Here is a 21,731-nt window from a genome sequence, read left to right as displayed (position 1 = left end):
TAAACGTCGAAACGATCTCATGGAGCTCTCATCTGCCGGAGAATTCCGTTCACCAACCGCACCAAGACGCCGCTCCGGGCGCCAGGACGACACGACTACGTGGTTTCCCGTACGCCTGCCGACCGTTTGAAGACGCGACGACCGCTGACCTAACGTCGCACCGTTCTGGTCGAGGTGGACCGAGGCCCTGCGTCTCGCCGTTCGCCACAAAGAAAGCGAGATGCACATGAGACGACTTCGCGCGGCAATGATCACCGCCGTTCTCGGCGCGACCGCCATCGTCGCCCCCGTGGTGCTGGCGCCCGCCGCCTCTGCACACGGCTGGGTCACCTCCCCGCCGAGCCGTCAGGACAACTGCGCGACCGGCGCCGTGTCCTTCGACTGCGGCACCCTGAAGTACGAGCCGCAGAGCGTCGAGGCCCCGCACGGCGGCACGACCTGCAGCGGCGGCAGCGCCTACGCGATCCTCGACGACAACAGCAAGCCCTGGCCCCGCACCACGGTCGGCTCGTCGGTCAAGATCCAGTGGAAGCTCACCGCGAACCACGCGACGAGCACCTGGGAGTACTTCGTCGACGGCAAGCTGCACCAGACCTACGACCAGGGTGGCGCCCAGCCGCCGAAGGACATCTCGCACACGCTGACGAACCTGCCGGCGGGCAACCACACCATCCTCGCGCGCTGGAACGTGGCCGACACGGTCAACTCGTTCTACAACTGCATCGACATCACGGTCGAGGGTGGCGGCACCACGGGTGGCACGACCGGCGGCACCACGGGCGGCGAGACCGGCACGACCGGCGGCACCACGGGCGGCGAGACCGGCACGACCGGCGGCACCACGGGCGGCGAGACCGGCACGACCGGTGGAACCACCGGCGGCACCACGGGCGGCACGCCCGGCACGTGCACCGACGCGGCCTGGGACACCAACGCCGTCTACACGGGCGGCACCAAGGTGTCGCTCGACGGCCAGGTCTACGAGGCCAAGTGGTGGACCAAGGGTGAGGCTCCCAGCGCCGGCGCGCAGTGGGGCCCCTGGAAGAGCCTCGGCGCCTGCTGAGACCCGATGCCCGTGAGGGCGTGAGGTACCGCGCACGAAGCGCACAGAAGTGGCGCCGTGCCAGGAATTCTCCTGGCACGGCGCCACTTCTGCGCGTGCCCGATACGTAGGACCCCCTACGTGCTTTACCGGATTGTGCCTGCCTGTTTCTTTCCTTAGCGTCGAAGATGTCCGATTCGACATGAGTAGGTCGCCCGGCAATGGGGCCTACCGACTTCCATGGAGAGCGAGAAGAGAAACATGAGACGACTACGCGCGGCGATGATCGCCGCCGTCCTCGGAGTGGCAGCGATCGCAGCCCCGATCATCGTGGCACCCAGCGCCTCGGCGCACGGGTGGATCACGTCCCCGCCCAGCCGGCAGGACAACTGTGCGACCGGCGCGGTGTCCTTCAGCTGTGGCGGGGTGCAGTACGAGCCCCAGAGCGTCGAGGCACCCAAGGGGTCCATGCAGTGCTCGGGCGGCAGCGGGTTCACCGTCCTGGACGACAACAGCAAGGCCTGGCCTCGCAAGAGCGTCGGCTCGACGGTGACGTTCCAGTGGAAGCTCACGGCAGCCCACAACACGAGCACGTGGGAGTACTTCGTCGACGGCAAGCTGCACCAGACGTTCAGCCAGGGTGGCGCACAGCCGCCGAGCAACATCTCGCACACCCTGACGAACCTGCCCGCGGGCAACCACACCGTGCTCGCCCGGTGGAACGTGTCCAACACCGTCAACGCGTTCTACAACTGCGTCGACATCTCGGTCGGCGGCGACCCCACGGGCAACCCGACGGGCGGCGACCCGACCGGTGGCAACCCCACGGGCGGCGACCCGACGGGCACCACCGGCGGCACGACCGGCAACGGCACGTGCACGGACCCGGCCTGGTCGGCGGGCTCGGTCTACACGGGCGGCGCCCGCGTCTCCTACAACAACACGAAGTACGAGGCCAAGTGGTGGACCACGGGCGAGAACCCGGGCACGAGCGGCCAGTGGGGGGTGTGGAAGAACCTCGGCGCCTGCTGAGGTGACGACCGTCCCGTCGACGCGCTGGAGAACGTGACGGCGGGAGCATCGCCAGGGCCCGTCCGGAGCCCGCCTGGATCAGCAGGCGGCCCCGGGCGGGCCCTCTCCCCGTTCCGATTGCATGAATATGCAATCGTCTGCATATACTTGAGTCGTGTCCAAGGTACTCACTTCACTTCCGGCCGGCGAGCGCGTCGGCATCGCCTTCTCCGGGGGTCTCGACACCTCCGTCGCCGTCGCGTGGATGCGCGACAAGGGTGCGGTGCCCTGCACCTACACCGCTGACATCGGGCAGTACGACGAGCCGGACATCGACTCCGTGCCGGGCCGCGCCATGGCCTACGGTGCCGAGCTGGCCCGTCTCGTCGACTGCCGCGCAGCGCTCGTGGAGGAGGGGCTGGCCGCGATCACGTGCGGCGCGTTCCACATCCGCTCGGGCGGGCGCTCCTACTTCAACACGACCCCGCTCGGTCGCGCCGTGACCGGCACCATGCTCGTGCGGGCCATGCTCGAGGACGACGTCCAGATCTGGGGCGACGGCTCCACGTTCAAGGGCAACGACATCGAGCGGTTCTACCGCTACGGCCTGCTCGCCAACCCGAACCTGCGCATCTACAAGCCGTGGCTCGACGCCGACTTCGTCACCGAGCTCGGTGGGCGCAAGGAGATGTCGGAGTGGCTGCTCGCGCACGACCTGCCGTACCGCGACAGCACCGAGAAGGCCTACTCGACCGACGCCAACATCTGGGGTGCGACGCACGAGGCCAAGACCCTCGAGCACCTCGACACGGGCCTCGAGGACGTCGAGCCCATCATGGGCGTGCGCTTCTGGGACCCCTCGGTCGAGATCGCGACCGAGGACGTCGCGATCCGCTTCGAGAAGGGTCGTCCGGTCGCGATCAACGGTCAGGAGTTCGACGACGCCGTCGCCCTGGTCATGGAGGCGAACGCGATCGGTGGCCGCCACGGGCTCGGCATGTCCGACCAGATCGAGAACCGGATCATCGAGGCCAAGAGCCGCGGCATCTACGAGGCCCCGGGCATGGCGCTGCTGTTCATCGCCTACGAGCGTCTGGTCAACGCGATCCACAACGAGGACACGGTCGCGAGCTACCACAACGACGGCCGTCGCCTGGGCCGCCTCATGTACGAGGGCCGCTGGCTCGACCCGCAGGCCCTCATGATCCGCGAGTCCCTGCAGCGCTGGGTCGGTGCCGCGATCACGGGCGAGGTGACGCTGCGCCTGCGTCGCGGCGAGGACTACTCGATCCTCGACACGACGGGCCCCAACTTCTCCTACCACCCCGACAAGCTGTCGATGGAGCGCACGACGGACTCGGCGTTCGGTCCCACGGACCGGATCGGCCAGCTCACCATGCGCAACCTCGACATCGCCGACTCGCGCGCCAAGCTCGAGCAGTACGCGGGTCTCGGCATGGTCGGCGCGCAGCACGCGGCGCTGATCGGGACGGGACAGACCGAGCTCATCGGCCAGATGCCCGAGGGCGGCGCCGAGGCCATCGCGTCGCGCGGCACCTCCTCGTCCGAGCTCGACGAGGCGCTGGACCGCGCCGCGATGGAGTTCGGGGTCGACTAGTCGTCCTCGTCGACCCAGCCCACCGGGGGCAGGTCGCGCCCGCGCAGCTTGTCGATCTCGCGTCGTTCTCGCTTCGTCGGGCGCCCTGCCCCGCGGTCGCGCACCGGCACGAACGGCACCGCCTCGCGCGGCAGCACCGGTGGGCTGTGGTCGACGTACGCCTTCGCGGCCTCGGGCGCACCGACGCGCTTGGCGAGGAGCTGGACGACCTCGACGATCCGTTCACGCTCACCGCGGTAGGTCACGGTGTCGCCGACCTTGAGGTTCGCGGCGGGCTTGACCCGCGTCCCGTTCACCTTGACGTGCCCGGCGCGGCACGCGGCCGTGGACACCGATCGGCTCTTGGTCAGGCGGACCGCCCAGAGCCAGCTGTCGACCCGCATGGCCACTTCCCTTCCCGACGTCGGACCACCCCAGCGTAGGCGGCTCCCGGCCTGCGCGGGACCGGCCGTCACGCCCGACGGCGCCGAGCGCCACTGCGGCGAATGTCGTCTTTGGGCGTGCGAACCCCGCGCAACCGTGCCACGGTGAACGGGAACCGACGCCACCCGGCCGCACTCGCACCGTCCGGGTCGTCGCCCGGAGAACGGAGTGGCTATGTGGATTCTGTCCTGGATCGTCATCGGCCTCATCATGGGAGCCATCGCTCGCGCCATCATGCCTGGTAGGGCAAGTGGAGGCTGGGTCGTGACGCTGATCGTCGGCGTCGTCGGGGCGTTCGTCGGTGGATTCATCGGCAGGGCTTTCGGCTCCGACCCCAACCAGGAGTTCTGGTCCTTCTCGACCTGGTTCTGGGCCTTCATCGGTTCGCTCGTCGTGCTGCTCATCTGGGGCCTGATCTCGGGCCGCAGGTCGAAGGCCTGACGCTCGCTCCGCCGTCGGGCGCCTGGCGGCTTCCTGCGGCGCACCGCACCACCCCGGACGGCCCGGCCCCTCGACGGGCCGGGCCGTCCGGCGACGCGGACGCACCCGAAAAACCGTGGACCGCTCCCACCCCGCGGAGGACGCTGGGACCATGAGCTCCCCCACCGAGTCGACGGCGACCTGTCGCGTCCTCGAGGCCCCGCACCCCACGAGCCTCGACGCCCCCGACGCCTGGGCCTACCTCGGCATCGCCCAGGTCGAGGCCGAGGTCACGACCGAGGCCCACGGCTACGACGACCTCGCCGACGAGGCGCGTGACGTCCTCGCCGGGATGAACAGCCAGCGGTACACGACCAAGCAGCGCGTCGTCGCCGTCCGCGCGGACGCACCCGAGACCCCGCGGCCGCAGGACGTGCTCGGCCACCTGGCCGTCGCCCTGCCGACCAGCAGCAACACGCACCTGGGCGAGCTGTCCGTGAAGGTCCGACCCGCGCACCGACGCCACGGGATCGGGAGCGCACTGTGGGAGACGGGCGAGAAGATCCTCGTCGACGCGGGCCGGACAGTCCTGTTCACGGACACCCAGCACGGCACCGAGCCGCCGCCCGGACCGGGCGCCCTCGAGGCACGCACGGGCGCCGGGCGCGTCCCTCCGGACGCCCCCGGGCCGCGCTTCGTCGCGAGCAAGGGCTACGCCCTCGAGCAGGTCGAGCGGCACTCGGTCCTGCCGCTGCCCGTCGACCCCGCGTTGCTCGACCGCCTGCGGGCAGGCGCGGTCGTGGCAGCCGGCCCCGACTACCGCACGCTCGTGTGGGAGGACGACGTCCCCCCGGACCGGCGCGAGCAGGTCGGGACGCTGTTCACGCGCATGAGCACCGATGCCCCGGTGGGCGATATCGACTTCCGCGAGGACCCGTGGGACGCGCAGCGCGTGGGCGTCTGGGTCGACGAGCTGCTCGGCAAGGGGCACGGCCTGCTCATGACGGTCGCCGAGCACGTCCCGACCGGCACGCTCGCCGCGTTCTCGGTCTTCGCCTACCCCAAGGACCGCACCGCGTTCGCTTTCCAGGAGGACACCCTGGTGCTGCGCGAGCACCGCGGCCACCGCCTCGGGATGCTCGTCAAGGTCGTGAACCTCGACGAGCTCGCCGTGCGCCGGCCCGCGACCGAACGTATCCACACCTGGAACGCCGAGGAGAACGACCACATGCTCGCGATCAACATCGACCTGGGCTTCACGCCTGCCGGCGGCTACGCGGGCTGGCAGAAGCGGGTGGGCGCGTGAGCGGCCCGTCGCAGACCGCGATCCCTGCGGAGGACCAGGTCTCCGGCCCGACGGCGTGGCGCGTCCTGCGCGTGCCGGTCCCGGACTCGCTCGACGCACCCGAGGCGTGGGGCGTGCACGGCACCGTCCGTGTGGGAGAGGCCGTCGACCGGGAGATCCACGGGCACACCGACCTCGCGCTGGACGCCGCGACCACGCTCGTCAGCATGACGGCCCAGCAGGAGTACAAGAAGACCGTCCGGCTCGTCGCGGTGGCCTACGGCGCCCGTGGCGGCGAACCGGACCGGACCCCGGCGGCGAGCGACGTCGTCGGGCGCGGCATGGTGGGCCTTCCCCAGAAGGGGAACACGCACGTCGCGATCGTGTACGCCGGGGTCGACCCCGACCACCGTGGCCAAGGCGTGGGTACAGCGCTCTGGGAGGAGGGCCTGCGCATCGCGCGGGAGGCCGGACGCACCGTGATCCTGTCGGACTCGTCGCACTCGCCCGAACCCCCGGCGGGGCCCGGCGCGCTCGAGTCGCCGACCGGGAGCGGACGCGTCCCGCTCGACGACCCGGGCACCCGCTTCGCGCTCTCTCGCGGGTTCTCGCTCGAGCAGGTCATGCGGCACTCGGCGATCTCGCTGCCTCCTCGCCAGGACGTCGTGGCCCGGTTGCGCGAGGCTGCCCGTGCCGCGGCCGCCGACCGGTACCGGGTCCACCTCTGGCAGGACACGGTCCCGGAGGACTGGATCGACGAGTTCGCCGTGCTCGAGACCCGCATGAGCACCGACGCCCCCTCGGGCGGGCTCGACCTCGAGGAGGACCCGTGGGACGCGGACCGCGTCCGCGCGGCCTCCCGGTCGTTCGCCGACCGAGGGCAGGGGTATCTCATCGCGGTCGCCGAGCACGTCGCGACCGGACGGCTGGCCGGGTTCTCGATGGTCTCCTACCCGCACGACCGGCCCGAGGTCGTCGTCCAGGAGGACACCCTGGTGCTGCGGGAGCACCGGGGCCACCAGCTCGGGATGCTCGTCAAGATCGCGGTGCTCGACGAGCTCGCGCGCGTGCGGCCCTCGTCGCGGCGCATCCACACCTGGAACGCGCAGGAGAACCGGCACATGCTCGCGATCAACGAGGCGCTCGGTTTCGAGGTCGCGAGCGTCGACGCGGAGTGGCAGCTGCGGCTCGCCTGACCGACGGGGCGATGTGTCGTTATTGTCTGGCCCGCGCGGACCTGGTCGCGCAAGAGTAGGGCACATGACGAGCACCGAGACCTCCCCCAGGGCCGCGGCCCCCGCAGGCACGACCTGGCGCGCGGTCGACGCCCCTCCCGTCCCGCCCACGCTCGAGCACCCCGACATCTGGGCGTACCAGGCGTACAGCGAGATCGAGCACGACGTGCAGCTCGCGACCTGGGGCTGGACCGACTGGTGGGCTCCCCTGCCCGTGATCCACGGGGCGCTCCAGCAGCAGGAGTACCAGCGCAAGGTCCTGGTCGTCGCGCTCCCCGGAGAAACTCCTGGAGGGGCTCCGGGGACGGCCGACGCCGCCGGCGGCGGCGACGGACCCGGCGACGGCGACGGACCCGGCGACGGCGGGCCGCTCACCCCTGACACCCCGGCCCCCCGCGACGTGGGCGGTGCCGCGATCGTCAACCTCGCGACCGTGAGCAACACGCACCTCGCGTACGTCACGCTCATGGTGCGCCCCGGGCTCGAGGGCCAGGGCATCGGCGACGTGCTCCTGGCACGGGTCGAGGAGATCGCACGCTCCGCGGACCGGACCACGGTCATCACCTTCAGCAACCACTCTCCCGAGCCCGCCCCCGGTCCCGACGCCCTCGACCCGCCCACGGGCGCGGGTCGGGTGCCCGCCGCGTCCCGGCCGGCCCGCTTCGCGCTCGGACGAGGTTTCACGCTCGAGCAGGTCGAGCGCGCCTCGGTCCTCCGGCTCCCGGTCGACCCGACGCTGCTCGACGCGCTCGGCGAGCAATCCTTGGAGGTGGCCGGGGACGACTACCGGCTGCACACCTGGTGGGACGAGGTGCCCACAGCGTGGGAGGACCAGGTCGCGGTCCTGTGGACGCGCATGAGCACCGACATCCCCAACGCGGGCCTCGACGTCGCGGAGAGCCGCTGGGACGCCGCACGCGTCCGCAGCCACCTGCGCGACCTCGCCGGACGGCACCAGCACGTGCTGATCACGGTCGCCGAGCACGCACCCACGGGCACGCTCGCAGCCTTCTCGGTGGTGCAGATGCCCGTCCCCGACGTGCCCTTCGCGTTCCAGGAGGACACGCTCGTGCTCCGCGAGCACCGCGGCCACCGGCTCGGGATGCTCGTCAAGATCGTCAACCTGCGCGCCTACTCCGAACGCCGCCCCGGCGAGCGCCGCATCAACACGTGGAACGCCCAGGAGAACGAGCACATGCTCGCGATCAACGTCGCGCTCGGCTTCGAGCCCGTCGGCGTCGCGGCCGTCTGGCAGAAGCGCCTCGGCTGACGCTCGCGGCGGGGTCTCGGACCCTGCCACCCACGTGAGGCGACGGGCGTGCCCGGCGGACGCTCCGCCGTCGGGCACGCCCGACTGTCCGGCACCGCACCTCACAACCGCTCGCACCGTGAGCCACCAGGACAACCCCGCAGGTCGCAGCCTACGGTTGTCGGGTCCGGCCAAGACCCCGGGCGACCCCCGAAGACCCCCACCGACCAGGGAGCAGCGAGACCATCGTGAGCACTGCGAGCACACCGCCGATCGACGCCACCACCACTCCCTCCTGGGCCGACCTCACGGCCCACCAGGCCGCCCTGAACCCGGACCTGCGCGCATGGTTCGCCCAGGACCCGGGCCGCGCCGCGCGCCTCACGTTCGACGCCGCGGACCTCCACGTCGACCTGTCGAAGAACCTCGTGACCGACGAGACGATCGCGCTCCTCGTGCGCCTCGCACAGGACGTCGACCTCGCCGGACGCCGCGACGCCATGTTCCGCGGCGACCACATCAACGTGACCGAGGACCGCGCCGTGCTGCACACCGCGCTGCGGCGGCCGTCCGGAGCCTCGCCGGCGCTGACGGTCGACGGCCAGGACGTGGACGCCGACGTGCACCGCGAGCTCGCCAAGGTCTACGCGTTCGCGGAGAAGGTCCGCTCGGGCGAGTGGACGGGCGTCACGGGCGAGCGCGTGCGCACGGTCGTGAACATCGGTATCGGCGGCTCGGACCTGGGCCCCGTCATGGCCTACGAAGCCCTCCTGCCCTACAAGGCCGAGGACCTCGACGTCCGGTTCGTGTCCAACATCGACCCGACCGACGTCGCCGAGAAGACCGCGGGCCTCGACCCGCGCACCACGCTGTTCATCGTCGCGTCCAAGACGTTCGGCACGCTCGAGACCCTGACCAACGCACGCCTCGCGCGCGACTGGCTGTGGACCGAGCTCGCGGCGGTCGACGCTCTCGACGACTCGGACGAGGCCCGGACGGCCGCGGTCGGCAAGCACTTCGTCGCGGTCTCCACGGCCCTCGACAAGGTCGCCGCGTTCGGGATCGACCCCGCCAACGCGTTCGGCTTCTGGGACTGGGTCGGCGGGCGCTACTCGGTCGACTCGGCGATCGGGACGTCGCTCGCGATCGCGATCGGCCCGGCGCGCTTCGAGGAGTTCCTCGCAGGCTTCCACGCGATCGACGAGCACTTCCGCACCACCCCGATCGAGCAGAACGTGCCCGCGCTCATGGGCCTGCTCAACGTGTGGAACGTCAACTTCCTCGGGGCGCACACGCACGCGGTGCTCCCCTACGCGCAGTACCTGCACCGCTTCCCCGCGTACCTGCAGCAGCTGACCATGGAGTCCAACGGCAAGTCGGTGCGCTGGGACGGGTCGCCCGTCACGACCGAGACCGGCGAGGTCTTCTGGGGCGAGCCGGGCACCAACGGCCAGCACGCGTTCTACCAGCTCATCCACCAGGGCACGCGCCTGGTCCCCGCGGACTTCATCGCCGTCGCGAACCCCGCGCACCCGCTCGTCGACACCGCGGCGGGCGACGAGCCCGTCGACGTGCACTCGCTGTTCCTCGCGAACTTCTTCGCGCAGACCAAGGCCCTCGCGTTCGGCAAGACCGCCGACGAGGTCCGGGCCGAGGGGACCGCGGAGGACCTCGTGAGCGCCCGCGTGTTCTCGGGCAACCGCCCCACGACGTCGATCCTCGCCCCCGCGCTCACGCCCTCGGTGCTGGGCCAGCTCATCGCGCTCTACGAGCACATCACGTTCGTCCAGGGCGTCGTGTGGGGCATCGACTCGTTCGACCAGTGGGGCGTCGAGCTCGGCAAGAAGCTCGCGAACGAGATCGCCCCGGCGGTCACGGGCGACGCCACCGCGCTGGCTGCGCAGGACCCGTCGACGCAGGCGCTCATCGGGTGGTACCTCGAGCAGCGGAGCTGACGCTCGGACTGCTGGTGCCGAGCACGAGGTTGCGGTCGTTCCGACGCCCAGAACGACCGCAACCTCGTGCTCGGCACCCCTCCAGCAGGCTCAGGCCTCGGCCTCTTCGACGAGCGCGAGGGCCTGCCCGACTGTTGCGATCTCCTCGTCCGAGCCCGTGATCCCATCCTTGACGACGAGAACGGACGAGAAGACCCCGACGTTGCACGACTGGGCCGAGATCGCCTGCGGTGCCTCCTGCGTCGGCACGAGGTTGATCGTCGTGCTCAGCCCGGCCTCGGTCCCCGAGATCTCGAGCATCGTCGAGAACATGGCGCACGCCTGCCCCGCGTCGAGCCTGCCACCTGCGCTGATGAGCTCGGACGCCTCACGGATCTTGCGGGAGTTCTCGGCGTCGTCGAGCATCCCGGATGCCTCGGCCTGTTCGAGCGCGGCGGGCAGCTGCTGGGCCCAGTCCTCGGCCGGGACGCGCGCGACCTGGACGGCCGTCGCCCCGAAGTCGCCCCACAAGCAAGCGGGCATCCCGTCGGCTCCTGCGACCGTCACGCTGCGTGGACCGTCCAACGCCCGCCCTGCCAGTGCCGTGACCTGCTCCGCCCCGAGCAGGTCGCAGTCCTCGGGTGCGGCAGCGACGTCTGCCGCCGAGGTCACGGGGGATTCGGCGGCCGGCGCCTCGCTCGGGGTGACGGTCTGGGTGCCATCGTCGGTCGGTGACGCGCAGCCACCGAGGATCATCACGCTGAGCAGTCCGGGCAGGGCGACGGTGAGGAGGGACCTCCACTGTGAGTTCACGTGACGAATCAAACCATGGGGTCGGCGTCGTCCGGCGATCCAGCCCGACGAGGCACACGGCCGAGCACGAGGTTGCGGTCGTTCCGACGCCCAGAACGACCGCAACCTCGTGCTCGGCACCCCTCCAGCAGGCTCAGGCCTCGCCCGGCACGTGCTCCTTGGCCTCGTCGTACCCCTCGCTCCCGGGCAGCTCGGCCGGCCCGTAGACCAGGTGGACCACGCCCGTGGGGAAGACCTCAGAGCGCAGCAGCCGCAGGGGGTAGATCGTGTCGCCCTCGTCGAAGAGCCGTTCGCCCTTGCGGGCCGCGACAGGGTGGACCAGGAGGCTCAGCTCGTCCACGAGCCCGGCCGCGAGGAGCTGGCGGACCACCGAGATCGACCCCGCGACCAGGACCTTGGCGATGCCCGGAGTCTCCTTGAGCGTGGTCACGGCCTCGACCAGGTCACCGTCGATCCTCTCCACGTTGCGCCAGCCGAGGTCCGCGTCGCCCCGGGTCGCGACGACCTTGCGCAGGTCGCCGAGCCGCTTGGCGAACACCGCGTCCTCCTCGCCGGCCTCCTCGCGACCGGGCCAGGCACCCGCGAAGCTGTCGTACGTGACGCGGCCCAGCAGCAGGGTGTCGACGCCCGTGTAGTCCTCGTCGACCGCGGCGCCCATGTGCTCGTCGAAGTACGGGAAGTGCCACGTCGGGTCGATCTCGACGACGCCGTCGAGCGAGCTGAACAAGGTGGAGACGAGCTTCGCCATGATGAGGTCCCTTCGGGGGTCTGCGGGTACGTCTGCTGAGACCGGGCGACGCTGCCGAACTCATCGGTCCCTGCCTCCCACCGTGGCACGCACCCCGGCGCGTTGCGCGCGCGGGGGGCGTGCCGTCGTCGGGCCACGTGGGCTCAGCGCCGCAGGCCACGTGGGCTCAGCGCCGCAGGCCCAGCGCGACCACGGCCCCGACCGTGACGTGGAGAGCGGCCAGGAGCACGGTCGCGGACACGCCCGCCGCACCCAGCGGTCCGAGCAGGGACACCAGGAGCACGACGCCGCAGGTCACCATCCAGGTCCGCTCACCTGCGGTCCTCCCGGCCCGCGGCGTGCCGAACCGTCGGAGCACCGCACGGACACCCCAGCCCGCGAGACCGACGAGCAGCGAGGTGACGATCACGGAGACCGGTCCGATCACCGTGTCACCGGCTCCGCCCCGCACGACGGCCTCGACGCCGAGCGCCGTCCCGGCACCCCACACGACCACCCCTGCGGCCGCGGCGAGCAGCGGCACGCTCCATCCGGGCACCTTCCTCGTGCGCCCCTGGCCCGTGCGCTCGGCCGCCCCGCTCGTTGCTGTCCGGTACGCGTCCATGACGTCTCCCTCCGATCGATCGGGCCCCGTCCGGGCCCGCGCCGACCCCTCGGCCGACGTCCCCACCGTGTCTCCCGGGCCTCCCTCGCCGGACCCTCCCGACGGCTCGTCCCCTCCCGACCGACGGCCCGCTCCCCCCTCCGAAAGTCGGTGGTGACGGCAGCGCGCCCGTTCCTAGGGTGGCGGCATGAACAGCTACCCGAACGAAGAATGCTCTCCGCCGCGGGCCCCTTCCCGGGGCGTGCTGATCGGGGCCGTGCTCGCCGTCGGCGCCCTCACCGCCCTGATGCTGTGGGGAGCCCTGCCGGGCGAGCCCGGGCCGCGCGTCGTGCTGGACGTCGTCGTCGGACTGGTCGCTGTGGCCCTCAGCCCGCTCCTGTGGTGGACACCGCGCGGGCGTCGGGGCGGCGCGGGGGCGGCGCTCGGCGACCCCGTGGTGCCGGCCCTCGTGCTGGCGGCACTTGCAGCCCTGTCCCCCGCGGCGACGCCCGCATCCACCGTCGCGACGCTCGAGGTCGCCCGCCGTCGGCCCCTGCGTGTCGCGGTGCTCGTCGCCGCGGCAGGTTTCGCGGGCCACGCGGTCCAGGCGCTGTGGCGCCCGACGGGCCTCCCGCTCGGGTGGTGGCTGCTGTGCGACGCCGCGGTGCACGCCGCACTCGTCGGCTGGGGGGCGTTCGCCCAGGCCAGGGCTCAGGTCGTCGCCGACCTGCGCGAGCGGGCACGGCGGGCCGAGCGTGAGCAGGAGCTGCGCGTGCGGGAGGCCCGCGCCGCCGAGCGCACGCGGATCGCCCGGGAGATGCACGACACGCTCGCGCACCGGCTGTCGCTGCTCGCGACCGTCGCAGGGGCGCTCGAGTTCCGGCCCGATTCCCCGCCCGAGGAGGTCGCCCGTGCCGCCAGCCTGGTCCGGGAGGGCGTGAGCGCCGCCCTCGAGGAGCTGCGGGACGTGGTGGGCGTGCTGCGCGCAGAGCCCGACGCCCTGCGCCCGGCTCCCGGGCCTGCCGACGTGGCCCGGCTCGTCGACGAGTCCCGGCTCGCGGGCGTCGCGGTCGACTGGGAGCTGGACGGCGACCTCACCGCGGTCCCGGCCACCGTGCAGGCAGCGACCTTCCGCGCGGTCCAGGAAGGACTGACCAACGCCCGACGGCACGCTCCCGGCAGCGCGGTCCGCGTCGCGGTCGTGGTCGTGCCGGGCGAGGTCCGGGTCGACGTGTCCGACGACGGTCCCTCCCCCGGGCACGCGCCCTCGCTCCAGGGGACGGGGACCGGGCTCGTCGGGCTCCGCGAGCGGGCCGGGCTGCTGCGCGGCGAGGTGCTCGCCGGGCCGCTCCCGGAGGGTGCCGGGTTCCGGCTCACGGTGTCGCTACCGTGGGGCTCATGACCGGACCCGTACGGATCGCCATCGTCGACGACGACGCCCTGGTGCGGTCCGGCCTGCGCATGATGCTGCACGGCACGCTCGGCATCGAGGTCGTCGGCGAGGCCGCCGACGGCGCGGAGGTCCCTGGCCTCCTCGACGCCCACCCCCTCGACGTGGTCCTCATGGACCTGCGGATGCCACGGGTCGACGGGATCACCGCGACCGCCAGGGTGCGCGCCCGGACGAACCCGCCCGCCGTCGTCGTGCTCACCACGTTCGACACCGAGGACGAGGTGCTCGGAGCGCTCCGCGCCGGCGCCGCCGGCTACCTCCTCAAGGACATGCCTCCGGCCCGGATCGCGGCAGCGGTCCTCGCGGCCGCGGCCGGCGAACCGGTGCTGTCCCCCGACGTCGCGCGGCGGCTCATGGCCTCGGCCGCCTCGGTCGGCGAGGCGCGGGCGCGGGCCCGGGCGTCGCTCGACCTGCTGACCGGGAGGGAGCGCGACGTCGCGCTCGCCGTCGGGCGCGGAGCGAGCAACGCCGAGGTCGGGCGCGAGCTCTACCTCAGCGTGCCGACCGTCAAGGCGCACGTGTCGAGCGTCCTGGACAAGCTGGGGCTCGAGAACCGGACGCAGCTCGCCGTGCTGGTGCGGGACGCCGGGGGCGCGTGAGCCGTCGTCCAGGCGTGCTCCGGGCCGACGCGCCGGGGTGGCTCAGTCCCCCGGCCACTCCCCCGTCCACTTCTGGAAGGCACGCGCCCCGCCACGGTCGATCAGGGCCTTGACCCCGGAGAACACCGCGCCCTGGATCAGTGCGGCGATCAGGATCTCGCGCAGCGGATACTCCGACTGCAGCGGCGTGGGTGCGTCCTTGCGGTGGCCAGGAGACACCCGCTTGTAGACCTGCTTGAAGACCTGGCCCGCGACCAGGCCGCCGATGATCGAGCTGATCAGCCCGAACGGCCTGTACAGGATCTTCGCGGCCTTGCCGCCGTGCTCCTCGGTACGGTCGGGCACATGGTCGATCGTGGCGTCGCTCATGCTTCGACGCTAACGCGGCGGACGGGTGGTCGCAGGGTGGGGGGTGCCGATACCGGGTGCCTGTCGGCACACCACGTCCGCCGGGCTACGAGTCCGCCGGCACCACCGCACAGCCCGCGAGGTCGAGCGCGACCCGGACCCGCTCCCCCGGTGCGGGGGCGAACGAGTGGTGCGTGGCGCCGTCGGGCACGGGTGTCGCCGACGGCATGCCGAGCGCGACCACGCGCTGCGGGCCGGCCCCCAGGTCGACGTCGACCGTGACCTCGGTGCGTCCGCGCCGGAAGGCGCTGCGGACGACCGTGCCGTTCGCGGACCATGCCCTGGATGCGTTGTCAGAACCACCCCGGTCCATACCCCGACCACGTTCTGACAACTCATCCGTGGCGTGGGCACCGGGTGCGGCCGTGGCGTGGGCACCGGGCACGAGCACGAGCCCTGTCGGGCCGATCGCGAGCAGCTCACCACCCGCCGCCGAGGAGTTGTCAGAACCACGCCGCTCCATACCCCGGCCACGTTCTGACAACGGATCCGCGGCAAGAGACCTGTCAGAACCACCCCGCGGCATACCCCGGCCACGTTCTGACAACCGATCAGCCCCACGAGCCGCCTCGGAGCCCCCCACAGATCCCACCGACCCCAGCGCCACGAACGCCTGGTACCCCAGGAACTCCGCGACCCGCCGCGACGCGGGAGCGCGCCACAGGTCCTCGGGAGCCGCGACCTGGAGCAGCCGGCCGGCGTCCATGACGGCCACGCGGTCGGCCACGGTGAAGGCCTCGTCGTGGTCGTGCGTCACGAACAGCGCGGTGGTCCCGGTCGCGACGAGCGCCGCGCGCAGGTCGGCTGCGAGCCGGTCGCGCAGCCCCCGGTCGAGCGCCGACAACGGCTCGTCGAGCAGGAGGAGCTGCGGCTCGGGTGCCAGGGCGCGCGCGAGCGCGACGCGCTGGCGCTCGCCACCGCTCAGCGTCGCGACGGGCCGCTGCGCGTACCCGGCGAGCCCGACGACGTCGAGCAGCTCGGCCACCCTGCCCGCCGCCGCGGACCGCTTGAGGCCCGCCATCTGGAGGCCGAACGCCACGTTCCCCGCGACGTCCCGGTGCGGGAAAAGCTGCCCCTCCTGGAACATGAGCCCGAACCCGCGCCGGTGCACGGGCACGCCCGCGAGGTCGCGCCCGTCCCACGCGATGCTCCCGCCCGCGACGGGCTCGAGCCCCGCGACGGCGCGCAGGAGGCTCGACTTGCCGCAGCCGCTCGGCCCCAGCAGGGCGAGCACCTCGCCCGGTGCGAGGTCGAGGCTCACGCCGCGCACGGCCGTGGTCCCGGGGCCCTTCGAGGAGGCCGGGTCGGGGTAGTGCACGACGACGTCGCGCACCGTGAGTCCTCGGCCCGCCGTGCTCCCGCTCGGGTCGTGCGGCACGTGCGGCACGTGCGGCACGTGCGGCTCAGCCGAGCCGTCCGTCGTTCGCTCCACCACCGTGGCTCCGTCCATCAGAACTCTCCTGCCGAGCGGTCGCCGCGCAGGCGTTCCGCCACCATCATCACCGTTGCCGTGAGGACCGCGAGGACGACGCTCGCGGCCAGTGCCATGCCGTAGTTCTCCGCCCCGGGCCGGCCGATGAGCCGGAAGATGACCACGGGGAGCGTGGCCGCGTCGGGCCGGGCCAGGAACGACGTCGCCCCGAACTCGCCGAGCGACACCGCGAACGCGAACCCGATCGCGAGACCCAGGGACCGGGCCGCGATGGGTCCGTCGACCGCGGCGAACACGCGAGCGGGCGACGCCCCGAGCGTCGCTGCGGCCTCGCGCAGCCGCGGGTCGATCGCGCGCAGCACGGGCAGCACGGTCCGGACCACGAGCGGGATCGCGACGACCGCCTGCGCGATGGGCACGAGCAACCCCGAGGTCCGCAGGTCCACGTCGATCCCGAGCGGCTTGTCGAGCGTGATGAGGAACCCGAACCCGACCGTCACGGCCGAGACGCCGAGCGGGAGCATGAAGACCGAGTCGAGCGCGCTGATCGCCCGACGACCCGTGCGCGACCGAGGCCGTCGCGAGACGACGAGCGCGACGAGCCCGCCGATCACGACCGCGAGCAGCGTCGCGATCGCGGCGGTCCGCACCGAGTTGGCCGTGGCCTCCCACACGGTCACGCTCAGGGCGTTGCGGCCGCCGGTCGTGCCGAGGTTCGCGTAGTTCGCGAGGCTCCAGCCGTCGGGGGTCTGGAACGAGCGCACGAGGAGGTTGACGAGCGGCAGGGCGATCAGGCCCAGCACGACGACGGCGGTCACCGCGAGCGGGACCGCGTCGGCCCGCGGGCGCAGCGGCCGGGCCGCGGACGTCGCCGCGGAGAGGTTGAGCGCGCGCTCGCGCCGGGCGCGGGTCCGGTTGGCCACGCTCAGCGCGACCACCACGACCACGAGCTGCACGACCGAGAGCACCGCGGCCGCGCGCAGGTCGAGGAACTGGGTCGTCTGGATCCAGATCTCGGTCTCGATGGTCCCGTACTGGACCCCGCCCAGGACGAGCACGACACCGAACGCCGTGGCGCAGAACAGGAACACGATCGACGCGGCCGACGCGATGGCCGGGGCCAGCGACGGCAGCGTCACGGACCGGAACGCCCGCCAGGGCGAGGCCCCCAGGGCGCGGGCCGCCTCCTCGGCACGCGGGTCGAGGTGCTCCCAGAGCCCGCCAACGGTCCGGACCACGACCGAGTAGTTGAAGAAGACGAGGGCCAGGACGATCGCCCCGAACGTCCCGTCGAGCCGCAGGAACCCGAGCAGCCCGCCCTCGACCAGCAGGGAGCGGAACGCCACTCCCACCACGACGGTCGGCAGCACGAACGGCACCGTCACGAACGCCCGCAGGAACGTGCGCCCCCGGAACCGGCACCGGTAGAGCACGTACGCGCCGGGCACGCCGAGCAGCACCGAGATCACGGTGCCGAGCACGCCCTGCCACAGCGTCAGCCCGATGATCCGCCAGGTCCGCGGCTCGGAGAACACCTCGGCGAAGCCGGAGAGGTCCAAGGAGGCGCCGGCAGCGTCCTGGGTGACGAACCCGCGCGCGATGAGCGTCACGACGGGCCACGCGAAGAACACCCCGAGGAAGAGCAGCGGCAGCCCGGCGGCGAGCCCCCACAGGAGGACCCGCCCGCCGCGCTGCACGGCCGCGGGCAGGCCGCGGCTCACGGGCATCGTGCTCAGCCGATCACCGTCGACGTCCACGCCTTGATCCACTCGTCGCGGTGGGCCGTGATGTCGGCGGGGGCGACCTCGAAGGGCGACGGGGACAGGGGCGCGAACTCGGCCCAGCCCTCGGGCAGCTCGGTGTCCGCGTCCGCCGGGTACATGTACATGTTGTCGGCGATGTCGGCCTGGAACGCGTCGCTCACGAGGAAGTCGACGAGCTTCTTGGCGCCCTCGGGGTTCTTGGCCCCGGTCAGCACGCCCGTGTACTCGACCTGGCGGAAGCACGTGTCGAGCAGCGCGCCCGTGGTGGTCTCGGTACCGTCCTCGGTGACCGTGAACGCGGGCGACGTCGAGTAGGACAGCACGAGGGGGCGTGGGCCCTTGCCCTCGGAGCCGGAGAAGTCGACGTAGTAGGCGTCGGACCACCCGTCGGCGACCTTGACGCCGTTGTCCTTGAGCTTGCTCCAGTAGCCCTCCCAGCCGTCCTCGCCGTAGGCGCCGACGGTCGCGAGCAGGAACGACAGCCCGGGCGACGAGGTCGCGGGGTTGGTCACGACGAGCAGGTCCTTGTACGCGGGCTCGGTCAGGTCGTCGAGCGTCGTGGGCTCGGGGATCCCCGCGGCCGAGAACCAGGCGTGGTCGACGTTGACGCAGACGTCGCCGAGGTCCACGGGGGTGAGCTCGCCGTCGCCCACGGCGTACTGGGTCGCCGAGTCGGCGAGGCCCGAGGGCGTGTAGGGCTCGAGCACGCCCTCGTCGATCGCGCGGGTCGCGAACGAGTTGTCGATGCCGAACACGACGTCGCCGAGCGGCGCGTCCTTGGTCAGGATGAGCTGGTTGACGAGCGCTCCGCCGTCGCCGGGAGCGACCTGCTTGACGGTCAGCCCGGACTCCTTCTCGAACGCGGCGAGGACGTCCTCGCTCACGTTGAAGGAGTCGTGCGTGACGAGCGTGACGGTGCTCGCCTCGGCGCTCGACGAGGTGTCGCCCGCGCCCGTGTCGGTCGTGCCGGCACAGGCCGTGAGGGCCAGCGCGCTGAGCCCGCCGACGAGGCCGAGGCCGATCGTGCGGGCGGTGCCGCGGCGGGTACTGATGGTGTTCATGTGTCCTCCTTGGACGTCACAGGAGGGGGACCTCGCGCACGGGAGGTCCCGTGAGCGAGGCTGGAGAAGCCCGACTTCCTCCACCGGTGCTAACCGGATCAGGTTCGAGGGTCTGCGGTGGTCCGCACTCTCAGCGCCTGTTGCCCGTTGTCTCCGGGCGGTCGGCGCTCCCCTGTCGTTCACCTGCGACTTTACACCGCGGTCCGACGGCGCAGGCAGGGGTCCGGCGTGTGGTCTCGCCCGGGGCGCGCCCCGCCCCGGGCGACGGCTACGGTGGGACCTGAGCTCCGCCGTCGGGCACCTTCACGACGCGCGGCGCGCCCCGCCCGCCTCACCCTCACCTGGAGGTCCACATGGCCGAGAACGAGCAGACCCTCACCGAGAAGGTCGCGACCGTCGCCCTGACGCTGGCCGCGGGCTGGGTCGCGCAGAAGGTCGTGAGCTTCGCGTGGGCCAAGGCCACGGGGCACGACGCCCCCAAGGACCTGGACGACCCCGAGGTCAGCATCATCAGCGCCGTCACCTTCGCCGCGGCCGCTGCGGCCGCGAGCGTGTTCGCCCGCCGTTTCGCGGGGCGCGAGGCCAAGCGCGTCGTGACGCGGCTCGCGGCCCGCGCGTCCTGAGGTCGGGGTCGGGCGGCTCCGGCGGGTCAGCGCCCGCCGCGTCACGGATGTTCCGTAGGGTGTCTCGATGCCCTCCTCTCCTGCCGCCCGACGCCGTCGCTCACCCCTCGTAGGAGGCCTCCTCGTCGTGGGGCTCGCACTGACCGGGTGCTCGTCGTCCGGGAACGGCTCCGAGGTGTCGCCCTCGCCGAGCGTGGCCCCGACCGCGGTCGCGCTGCCGGGCGGCACGGTCGGCAAGGCGGCCGCCTGGGTGCTCGAGGTGCTCAACGCGGACGCGTCCCCCGATGCCGCGACGCTCGATCGGCGGTTCGCCCGGACGTTCCTGGACCAGGTGCCCGCCGCCCAGCTCGTGCCCGTGCTGGACCAGCTCCGCGCGGACCGGGAATGGGTGCCGGTCTCGGTCGACGTCGTCGACGCGGGCGAGAAGCAGGCCGCGCTGACGATCGTCGGGGCGAGCGGGCAGTTCTTCACGATGCAGATCGGTGTCGACGCGGACAGCCGCATCGAGACCCTGTTCTTCGGCCCGGGCGACGACCCGCACCGCGAGCCCGCGGCGAGCTGGGACGAGCTGGGCGAACGCCTCGACGCCGTGGACGCGCAGAGCTCGCTGCTCGTGGCCCAGGTCCTGGACAACGGGACGTGCCAGGCGGTCGAGGAGGCTCCCGGCGGCTCGGACCCGGACGAGGTGCTGCCGCTCGGCTCGATCTTCAAGCTCTACGTGCTGGGCGCGGTGTCGCAGGCCGTCGAGGCCGGGACGCTGACCTGGGACGACGAGCTGACCGTGACCGACGACGTGCGGTCCCTGCCCTCGGGGCAGCTCCAGGACGCGCCCACGGGCACCGCGGTCACGGTGCGCGAGGCGGCCGAGCTCATGATCTCGATCAGCGACAACACCGCGACCGACCTGCTGGTCCAGGCCGTGGGGCGTGACGCCGTCGAACGCGCGCAGGCCACGCTGGGGCACGCCGACCCGTCGCTCAACACCCCGTTCCTCACGACCCGCGACGCGTTCGCGATCGCCTGGGGCTCGCCGTCGCAGGCCACCGGGTGGGCGGCGGCCGACACCGCGGGACGGCGCGCGATGCTCGACGCGCTGCCCGGCGGGCCCCTCGCCGTCGACCCCGCGGGAGTGACCACGCCCGTGTGGCAGGACGACGTCGACTGGTTCGCGACGTCGTCGGACCTGTGCGCCGCGCACGTCTGGTTGCACGACCGCGGCGAGCAGGACCCCGTGGTGCGCGAGGTGCTCTCGGCCAACCCCGGCATCGAGGTCGACACGACGGCGTGGCCCTACGTCGCGTTCAAGGGTGGCAGCGCGCCCGGCGTCCTGGCGGGCTCGTGGCTCGCGGAGGACGCCGCGGGCGACACGTACGTCGTGACCGTGCAGCTCGCGGCCACGGACCCGGCCGTGCTCGCGAACCCGATGGTGCTGGTCGACACCGCGGAGAGCGCGTTCGCGCTGCTGGGTGGGGCGGCGGGCTCGAAGTAGGGCGAGCTGCGCGAGGCCCCCGGGGACCGGGGCTGACCGTCGTCCTGCCCCGGCCCTGCCCGGGATCTCCGTCGTGGGGCCTACGCGCCGGGAGCCAGCTCCGCGACGGCCTTGTCGATCCGCCGCTGCCGGGTCTCGGGGGTCTTGGCGGCCTCGATCGGCTCGACCAGCGCGCGCCGGCGGCTGAACGACAGCCCGTCGAACGCCGCACGCGCCTCGGCCGTGAGCGCTGCCGCGAGGTCGTCGGGCACGGTGACCTCACGCGGTGCGTCGTCGACCTCGATCTCGACGTCCACCTCGTCGCCGCCCGATACCCCGGCGGCCTCCCTGTTCTCCGCGCTGAGCGCGATCATGAACCGCCCCTGGTACGGCGCGACCGAGCTGCGGTAGGTGTGCCCGCCGAGCGTGACGCGCACCGGGACGCGCTTGCCCGCGTCGAGCGCGGCGACCACGTCGTCGGGCACGGGGATGCCGGTGGCCGTCTTGCCGCTCTGGAGGATCGTCGTCCGGAATCGCATGGGCCGAGTTTTCCACCGGCCCGA

The 21,731-nt window shown here is 72.5% G+C and carries 21 protein-coding genes and 1 riboswitch; of the genes, 12 read left to right on the top strand and 9 right to left on the bottom strand.

Going from position 1 to position 21,731, the window contains the following annotated elements; genetic code table 11:
- The first annotated feature begins 247 nt into the window (after nucleotides 1-247).
- The 3 genes from ASE27_RS20730 (at nucleotide 248) to argG (ending at nucleotide 3,671) form a co-directional block, all read left to right on the top strand.
- Complete coding sequence (locus tag ASE27_RS20730) at nucleotides 248-1,063, top strand: lytic polysaccharide monooxygenase (protein ID WP_235535318.1); 816 nt, start codon at nucleotides 248-250, stop codon at nucleotides 1,061-1,063.
- A 240-nt stretch (nucleotides 1,064-1,303) separates the two neighbouring features.
- Nucleotides 1,304-2,074: a lytic polysaccharide monooxygenase gene (locus ASE27_RS01085; protein ID WP_068710235.1), complete on the top strand. Its 771-nt coding sequence runs from the start codon at nucleotides 1,304-1,306 to the stop codon at nucleotides 2,072-2,074.
- 154 nt (nucleotides 2,075-2,228) lie between these two features.
- Nucleotides 2,229-3,671 (top strand): argininosuccinate synthase, encoded by a 1,443-nt coding sequence (gene argG / locus ASE27_RS01080; RefSeq protein ID WP_056644822.1) that lies wholly within the window; start codon nucleotides 2,229-2,231, stop codon nucleotides 3,669-3,671.
- Here the strand turns inward: argG and ASE27_RS20055 are convergent.
- Complete coding sequence (locus tag ASE27_RS20055) at nucleotides 3,668-4,054, bottom strand: RNA-binding S4 domain-containing protein (RefSeq protein WP_056646500.1); 387 nt, start codon at nucleotides 4,052-4,054, stop codon at nucleotides 3,668-3,670. The two genes, argG and ASE27_RS20055, sit on opposite strands and share 4 nt — an antisense overlap.
- A 214-nt stretch (nucleotides 4,055-4,268) precedes the next feature.
- Here ASE27_RS20055 and ASE27_RS01070 point away from each other — a divergent pair, with 214 nt between their 5' ends.
- The 5 genes from ASE27_RS01070 to pgi all read left to right on the top strand — a co-directional run bounded on the left by ASE27_RS01070 (nucleotide 4,269) and on the right by pgi (nucleotide 10,238).
- A complete protein-coding gene (locus tag ASE27_RS01070) occupies nucleotides 4,269-4,535 on the top strand; it encodes a GlsB/YeaQ/YmgE family stress response membrane protein (protein ID WP_056644819.1) in 267 nt (88 codons plus the stop codon).
- 151 nt (nucleotides 4,536-4,686) lie between these two features.
- Entirely contained in the window at nucleotides 4,687-5,820 is a 1,134-nt protein-coding gene (locus tag ASE27_RS01065) for a GNAT family N-acetyltransferase (protein WP_056644816.1), read from the top strand.
- Entirely contained in the window at nucleotides 5,817-6,995 is a 1,179-nt protein-coding gene (locus tag ASE27_RS01060; RefSeq protein ID WP_056644814.1) for a GNAT family N-acetyltransferase, read from the top strand. The genes ASE27_RS01065 and ASE27_RS01060 overlap by 4 nt, the downstream gene beginning before the upstream one ends.
- 64 nt (nucleotides 6,996-7,059) lie before the next feature.
- The gene (locus tag ASE27_RS01055) at nucleotides 7,060-8,304 is read left to right on the top strand and encodes a GNAT family N-acetyltransferase (RefSeq protein ID WP_056644811.1); all 1,245 of its coding nucleotides are present in this window, start codon (nucleotides 7,060-7,062) and stop codon (nucleotides 8,302-8,304) included.
- 227 nt (nucleotides 8,305-8,531) lie between these two features.
- Nucleotides 8,532-10,238 (top strand): glucose-6-phosphate isomerase, encoded by a 1,707-nt coding sequence (gene pgi / locus ASE27_RS01050; protein ID WP_200955867.1) that lies wholly within the window; start codon nucleotides 8,532-8,534, stop codon nucleotides 10,236-10,238.
- A 90-nt stretch (nucleotides 10,239-10,328) separates the two neighbouring features.
- Here pgi and ASE27_RS01045 read toward each other — a convergent pair whose 3' ends face one another.
- From ASE27_RS01045 to ASE27_RS01035, 3 genes are all read right to left on the bottom strand, one after another.
- Nucleotides 10,329-11,030: a hypothetical protein gene (locus ASE27_RS01045; protein ID WP_056644808.1), complete on the bottom strand. Its 702-nt coding sequence runs from the start codon at nucleotides 11,028-11,030 to the stop codon at nucleotides 10,329-10,331.
- Nucleotides 11,031-11,163: 133 nt separating this feature from the next.
- On the bottom strand, nucleotides 11,164-11,778 hold the full coding sequence (locus ASE27_RS01040) for a dihydrofolate reductase family protein (protein WP_056644805.1): 615 nt from the start codon (nucleotides 11,776-11,778) through the stop codon (nucleotides 11,164-11,166).
- Between the two features lie 166 nt (nucleotides 11,779-11,944).
- Nucleotides 11,945-12,382, bottom strand: a complete 438-nt coding sequence (locus tag ASE27_RS01035) for a DUF6069 family protein (RefSeq protein ID WP_056644803.1) — start codon at nucleotides 12,380-12,382, stop codon at nucleotides 11,945-11,947.
- Between the two features lie 187 nt (nucleotides 12,383-12,569).
- On the opposite strand from ASE27_RS01035, the gene ASE27_RS01030 reads away from it, so the two are divergent.
- Together ASE27_RS01030 and ASE27_RS01025 are read left to right on the top strand one after the other, a co-directional pair.
- Entirely contained in the window at nucleotides 12,570-13,763 is a 1,194-nt protein-coding gene (locus ASE27_RS01030; RefSeq protein WP_056644800.1) for a sensor histidine kinase, read from the top strand.
- On the top strand, nucleotides 13,760-14,413 hold the full coding sequence (locus ASE27_RS01025; protein WP_056646495.1) for a response regulator transcription factor: 654 nt from the start codon (nucleotides 13,760-13,762) through the stop codon (nucleotides 14,411-14,413). Before ASE27_RS01030 ends, ASE27_RS01025 begins: the two co-directional genes overlap by 4 nt.
- 42 nt (nucleotides 14,414-14,455) lie before the next feature.
- Here ASE27_RS01025 and ASE27_RS01020 read toward each other — a convergent pair whose 3' ends face one another.
- From ASE27_RS01020 to ASE27_RS01005, 4 genes are all read right to left on the bottom strand, one after another.
- Nucleotides 14,456-14,782, bottom strand: a complete 327-nt coding sequence (locus ASE27_RS01020; RefSeq protein WP_056644797.1) for a DUF4235 domain-containing protein — start codon at nucleotides 14,780-14,782, stop codon at nucleotides 14,456-14,458.
- Nucleotides 14,783-14,867: 85 nt separating this feature from the next.
- Entirely contained in the window at nucleotides 14,868-16,271 is a 1,404-nt protein-coding gene (locus tag ASE27_RS19590; protein ID WP_082608370.1) for an ABC transporter ATP-binding protein, read from the bottom strand.
- Nucleotides 16,271-17,980, bottom strand: a complete 1,710-nt coding sequence (locus ASE27_RS01010) for an iron ABC transporter permease (protein ID WP_056646493.1) — start codon at nucleotides 17,978-17,980, stop codon at nucleotides 16,271-16,273. The genes ASE27_RS19590 and ASE27_RS01010 overlap by 1 nt, the downstream gene beginning before the upstream one ends.
- A gap of 5 nt (nucleotides 17,981-17,985) precedes the next feature.
- Nucleotides 17,986-19,077, bottom strand: a complete 1,092-nt coding sequence (locus tag ASE27_RS01005) for a thiamine ABC transporter substrate binding subunit (protein WP_056644795.1) — start codon at nucleotides 19,075-19,077, stop codon at nucleotides 17,986-17,988.
- A 58-nt stretch (nucleotides 19,078-19,135) separates the two neighbouring features.
- Nucleotides 19,136-19,261: riboswitch (TPP riboswitch) on the bottom strand.
- Between the two features lie 169 nt (nucleotides 19,262-19,430).
- Here ASE27_RS01005 and ASE27_RS01000 point away from each other — a divergent pair.
- Both ASE27_RS01000 and ASE27_RS00995 read left to right on the top strand, forming a co-directional pair.
- Nucleotides 19,431-19,700: a DUF4235 domain-containing protein gene (locus ASE27_RS01000; RefSeq protein ID WP_056644793.1), complete on the top strand. Its 270-nt coding sequence runs from the start codon at nucleotides 19,431-19,433 to the stop codon at nucleotides 19,698-19,700.
- Between the two features lie 67 nt (nucleotides 19,701-19,767).
- Nucleotides 19,768-21,189 (top strand): serine hydrolase, encoded by a 1,422-nt coding sequence (locus tag ASE27_RS00995; RefSeq protein WP_082608369.1) that lies wholly within the window; start codon nucleotides 19,768-19,770, stop codon nucleotides 21,187-21,189.
- A gap of 80 nt (nucleotides 21,190-21,269) precedes the next feature.
- Here ASE27_RS00995 and ASE27_RS00990 read toward each other — a convergent pair whose 3' ends face one another.
- A complete protein-coding gene (locus ASE27_RS00990) occupies nucleotides 21,270-21,707 on the bottom strand; it encodes a YdeI/OmpD-associated family protein (RefSeq protein WP_056644786.1) in 438 nt (145 codons plus the stop codon).
- Between the last annotated feature and the right edge of the window lie 24 nt (nucleotides 21,708-21,731).

The sequence above is a fragment of the Oerskovia sp. Root918 genome (assembly GCF_001428945.1).
Taxonomy (GTDB): Bacteria; Actinomycetota; Actinomycetes; order Actinomycetales; family Cellulomonadaceae; genus Oerskovia; species Oerskovia enterophila.
The sequence above is the reverse complement of the archived record's forward strand: the minus strand, read 5'-3'. Positions and strand labels throughout refer to the sequence as shown.

Excerpts from the sequence above, each read along its gene's own strand:
- ASE27_RS19590 (WP_082608370.1), bottom strand. The coding sequence starts at position 16,271 with ATGGACGGAGCCACGGTGGTGGAGCGAACGACGGACGGCTCGGCTGAG.
- ASE27_RS00990 (WP_056644786.1), bottom strand. The coding sequence starts at position 21,707 with ATGCGATTCCGGACGACGATCCTCCAGAGCGGCAAGACGGCCACCGGC.
- ASE27_RS00995 (WP_082608369.1), top strand. The coding sequence starts at position 19,768 with ATGCCCTCCTCTCCTGCCGCCCGACGCCGTCGCTCACCCCTCGTAGGA.
- ASE27_RS20730 (WP_235535318.1), top strand. The coding sequence starts at position 248 with ATGATCACCGCCGTTCTCGGCGCGACCGCCATCGTCGCCCCCGTGGTG.
- ASE27_RS01065 (WP_056644816.1), top strand. The coding sequence starts at position 4,687 with ATGAGCTCCCCCACCGAGTCGACGGCGACCTGTCGCGTCCTCGAGGCC.
- ASE27_RS01040 (WP_056644805.1), bottom strand. The coding sequence starts at position 11,778 with ATGGCGAAGCTCGTCTCCACCTTGTTCAGCTCGCTCGACGGCGTCGTC.
- ASE27_RS01010 (WP_056646493.1), bottom strand. The coding sequence starts at position 17,980 with ATGCCCGTGAGCCGCGGCCTGCCCGCGGCCGTGCAGCGCGGCGGGCGG.
- ASE27_RS01020 (WP_056644797.1), bottom strand. The coding sequence starts at position 14,782 with ATGAGCGACGCCACGATCGACCATGTGCCCGACCGTACCGAGGAGCAC.
- ASE27_RS20055 (WP_056646500.1), bottom strand. The coding sequence starts at position 4,054 with ATGCGGGTCGACAGCTGGCTCTGGGCGGTCCGCCTGACCAAGAGCCGA.
- ASE27_RS01030 (WP_056644800.1), top strand. The coding sequence starts at position 12,570 with ATGAACAGCTACCCGAACGAAGAATGCTCTCCGCCGCGGGCCCCTTCC.
- ASE27_RS01005 (WP_056644795.1), bottom strand. The coding sequence starts at position 19,077 with ATGAACACCATCAGTACCCGCCGCGGCACCGCCCGCACGATCGGCCTC.
- ASE27_RS01070 (WP_056644819.1), top strand. The coding sequence starts at position 4,269 with ATGTGGATTCTGTCCTGGATCGTCATCGGCCTCATCATGGGAGCCATC.
- ASE27_RS01055 (WP_056644811.1), top strand. The coding sequence starts at position 7,060 with ATGACGAGCACCGAGACCTCCCCCAGGGCCGCGGCCCCCGCAGGCACG.
- ASE27_RS01000 (WP_056644793.1), top strand. The coding sequence starts at position 19,431 with ATGGCCGAGAACGAGCAGACCCTCACCGAGAAGGTCGCGACCGTCGCC.
- ASE27_RS01025 (WP_056646495.1), top strand. The coding sequence starts at position 13,760 with ATGACCGGACCCGTACGGATCGCCATCGTCGACGACGACGCCCTGGTG.
- ASE27_RS01035 (WP_056644803.1), bottom strand. The coding sequence starts at position 12,382 with ATGGACGCGTACCGGACAGCAACGAGCGGGGCGGCCGAGCGCACGGGC.
- ASE27_RS01085 (WP_068710235.1), top strand. The coding sequence starts at position 1,304 with ATGAGACGACTACGCGCGGCGATGATCGCCGCCGTCCTCGGAGTGGCA.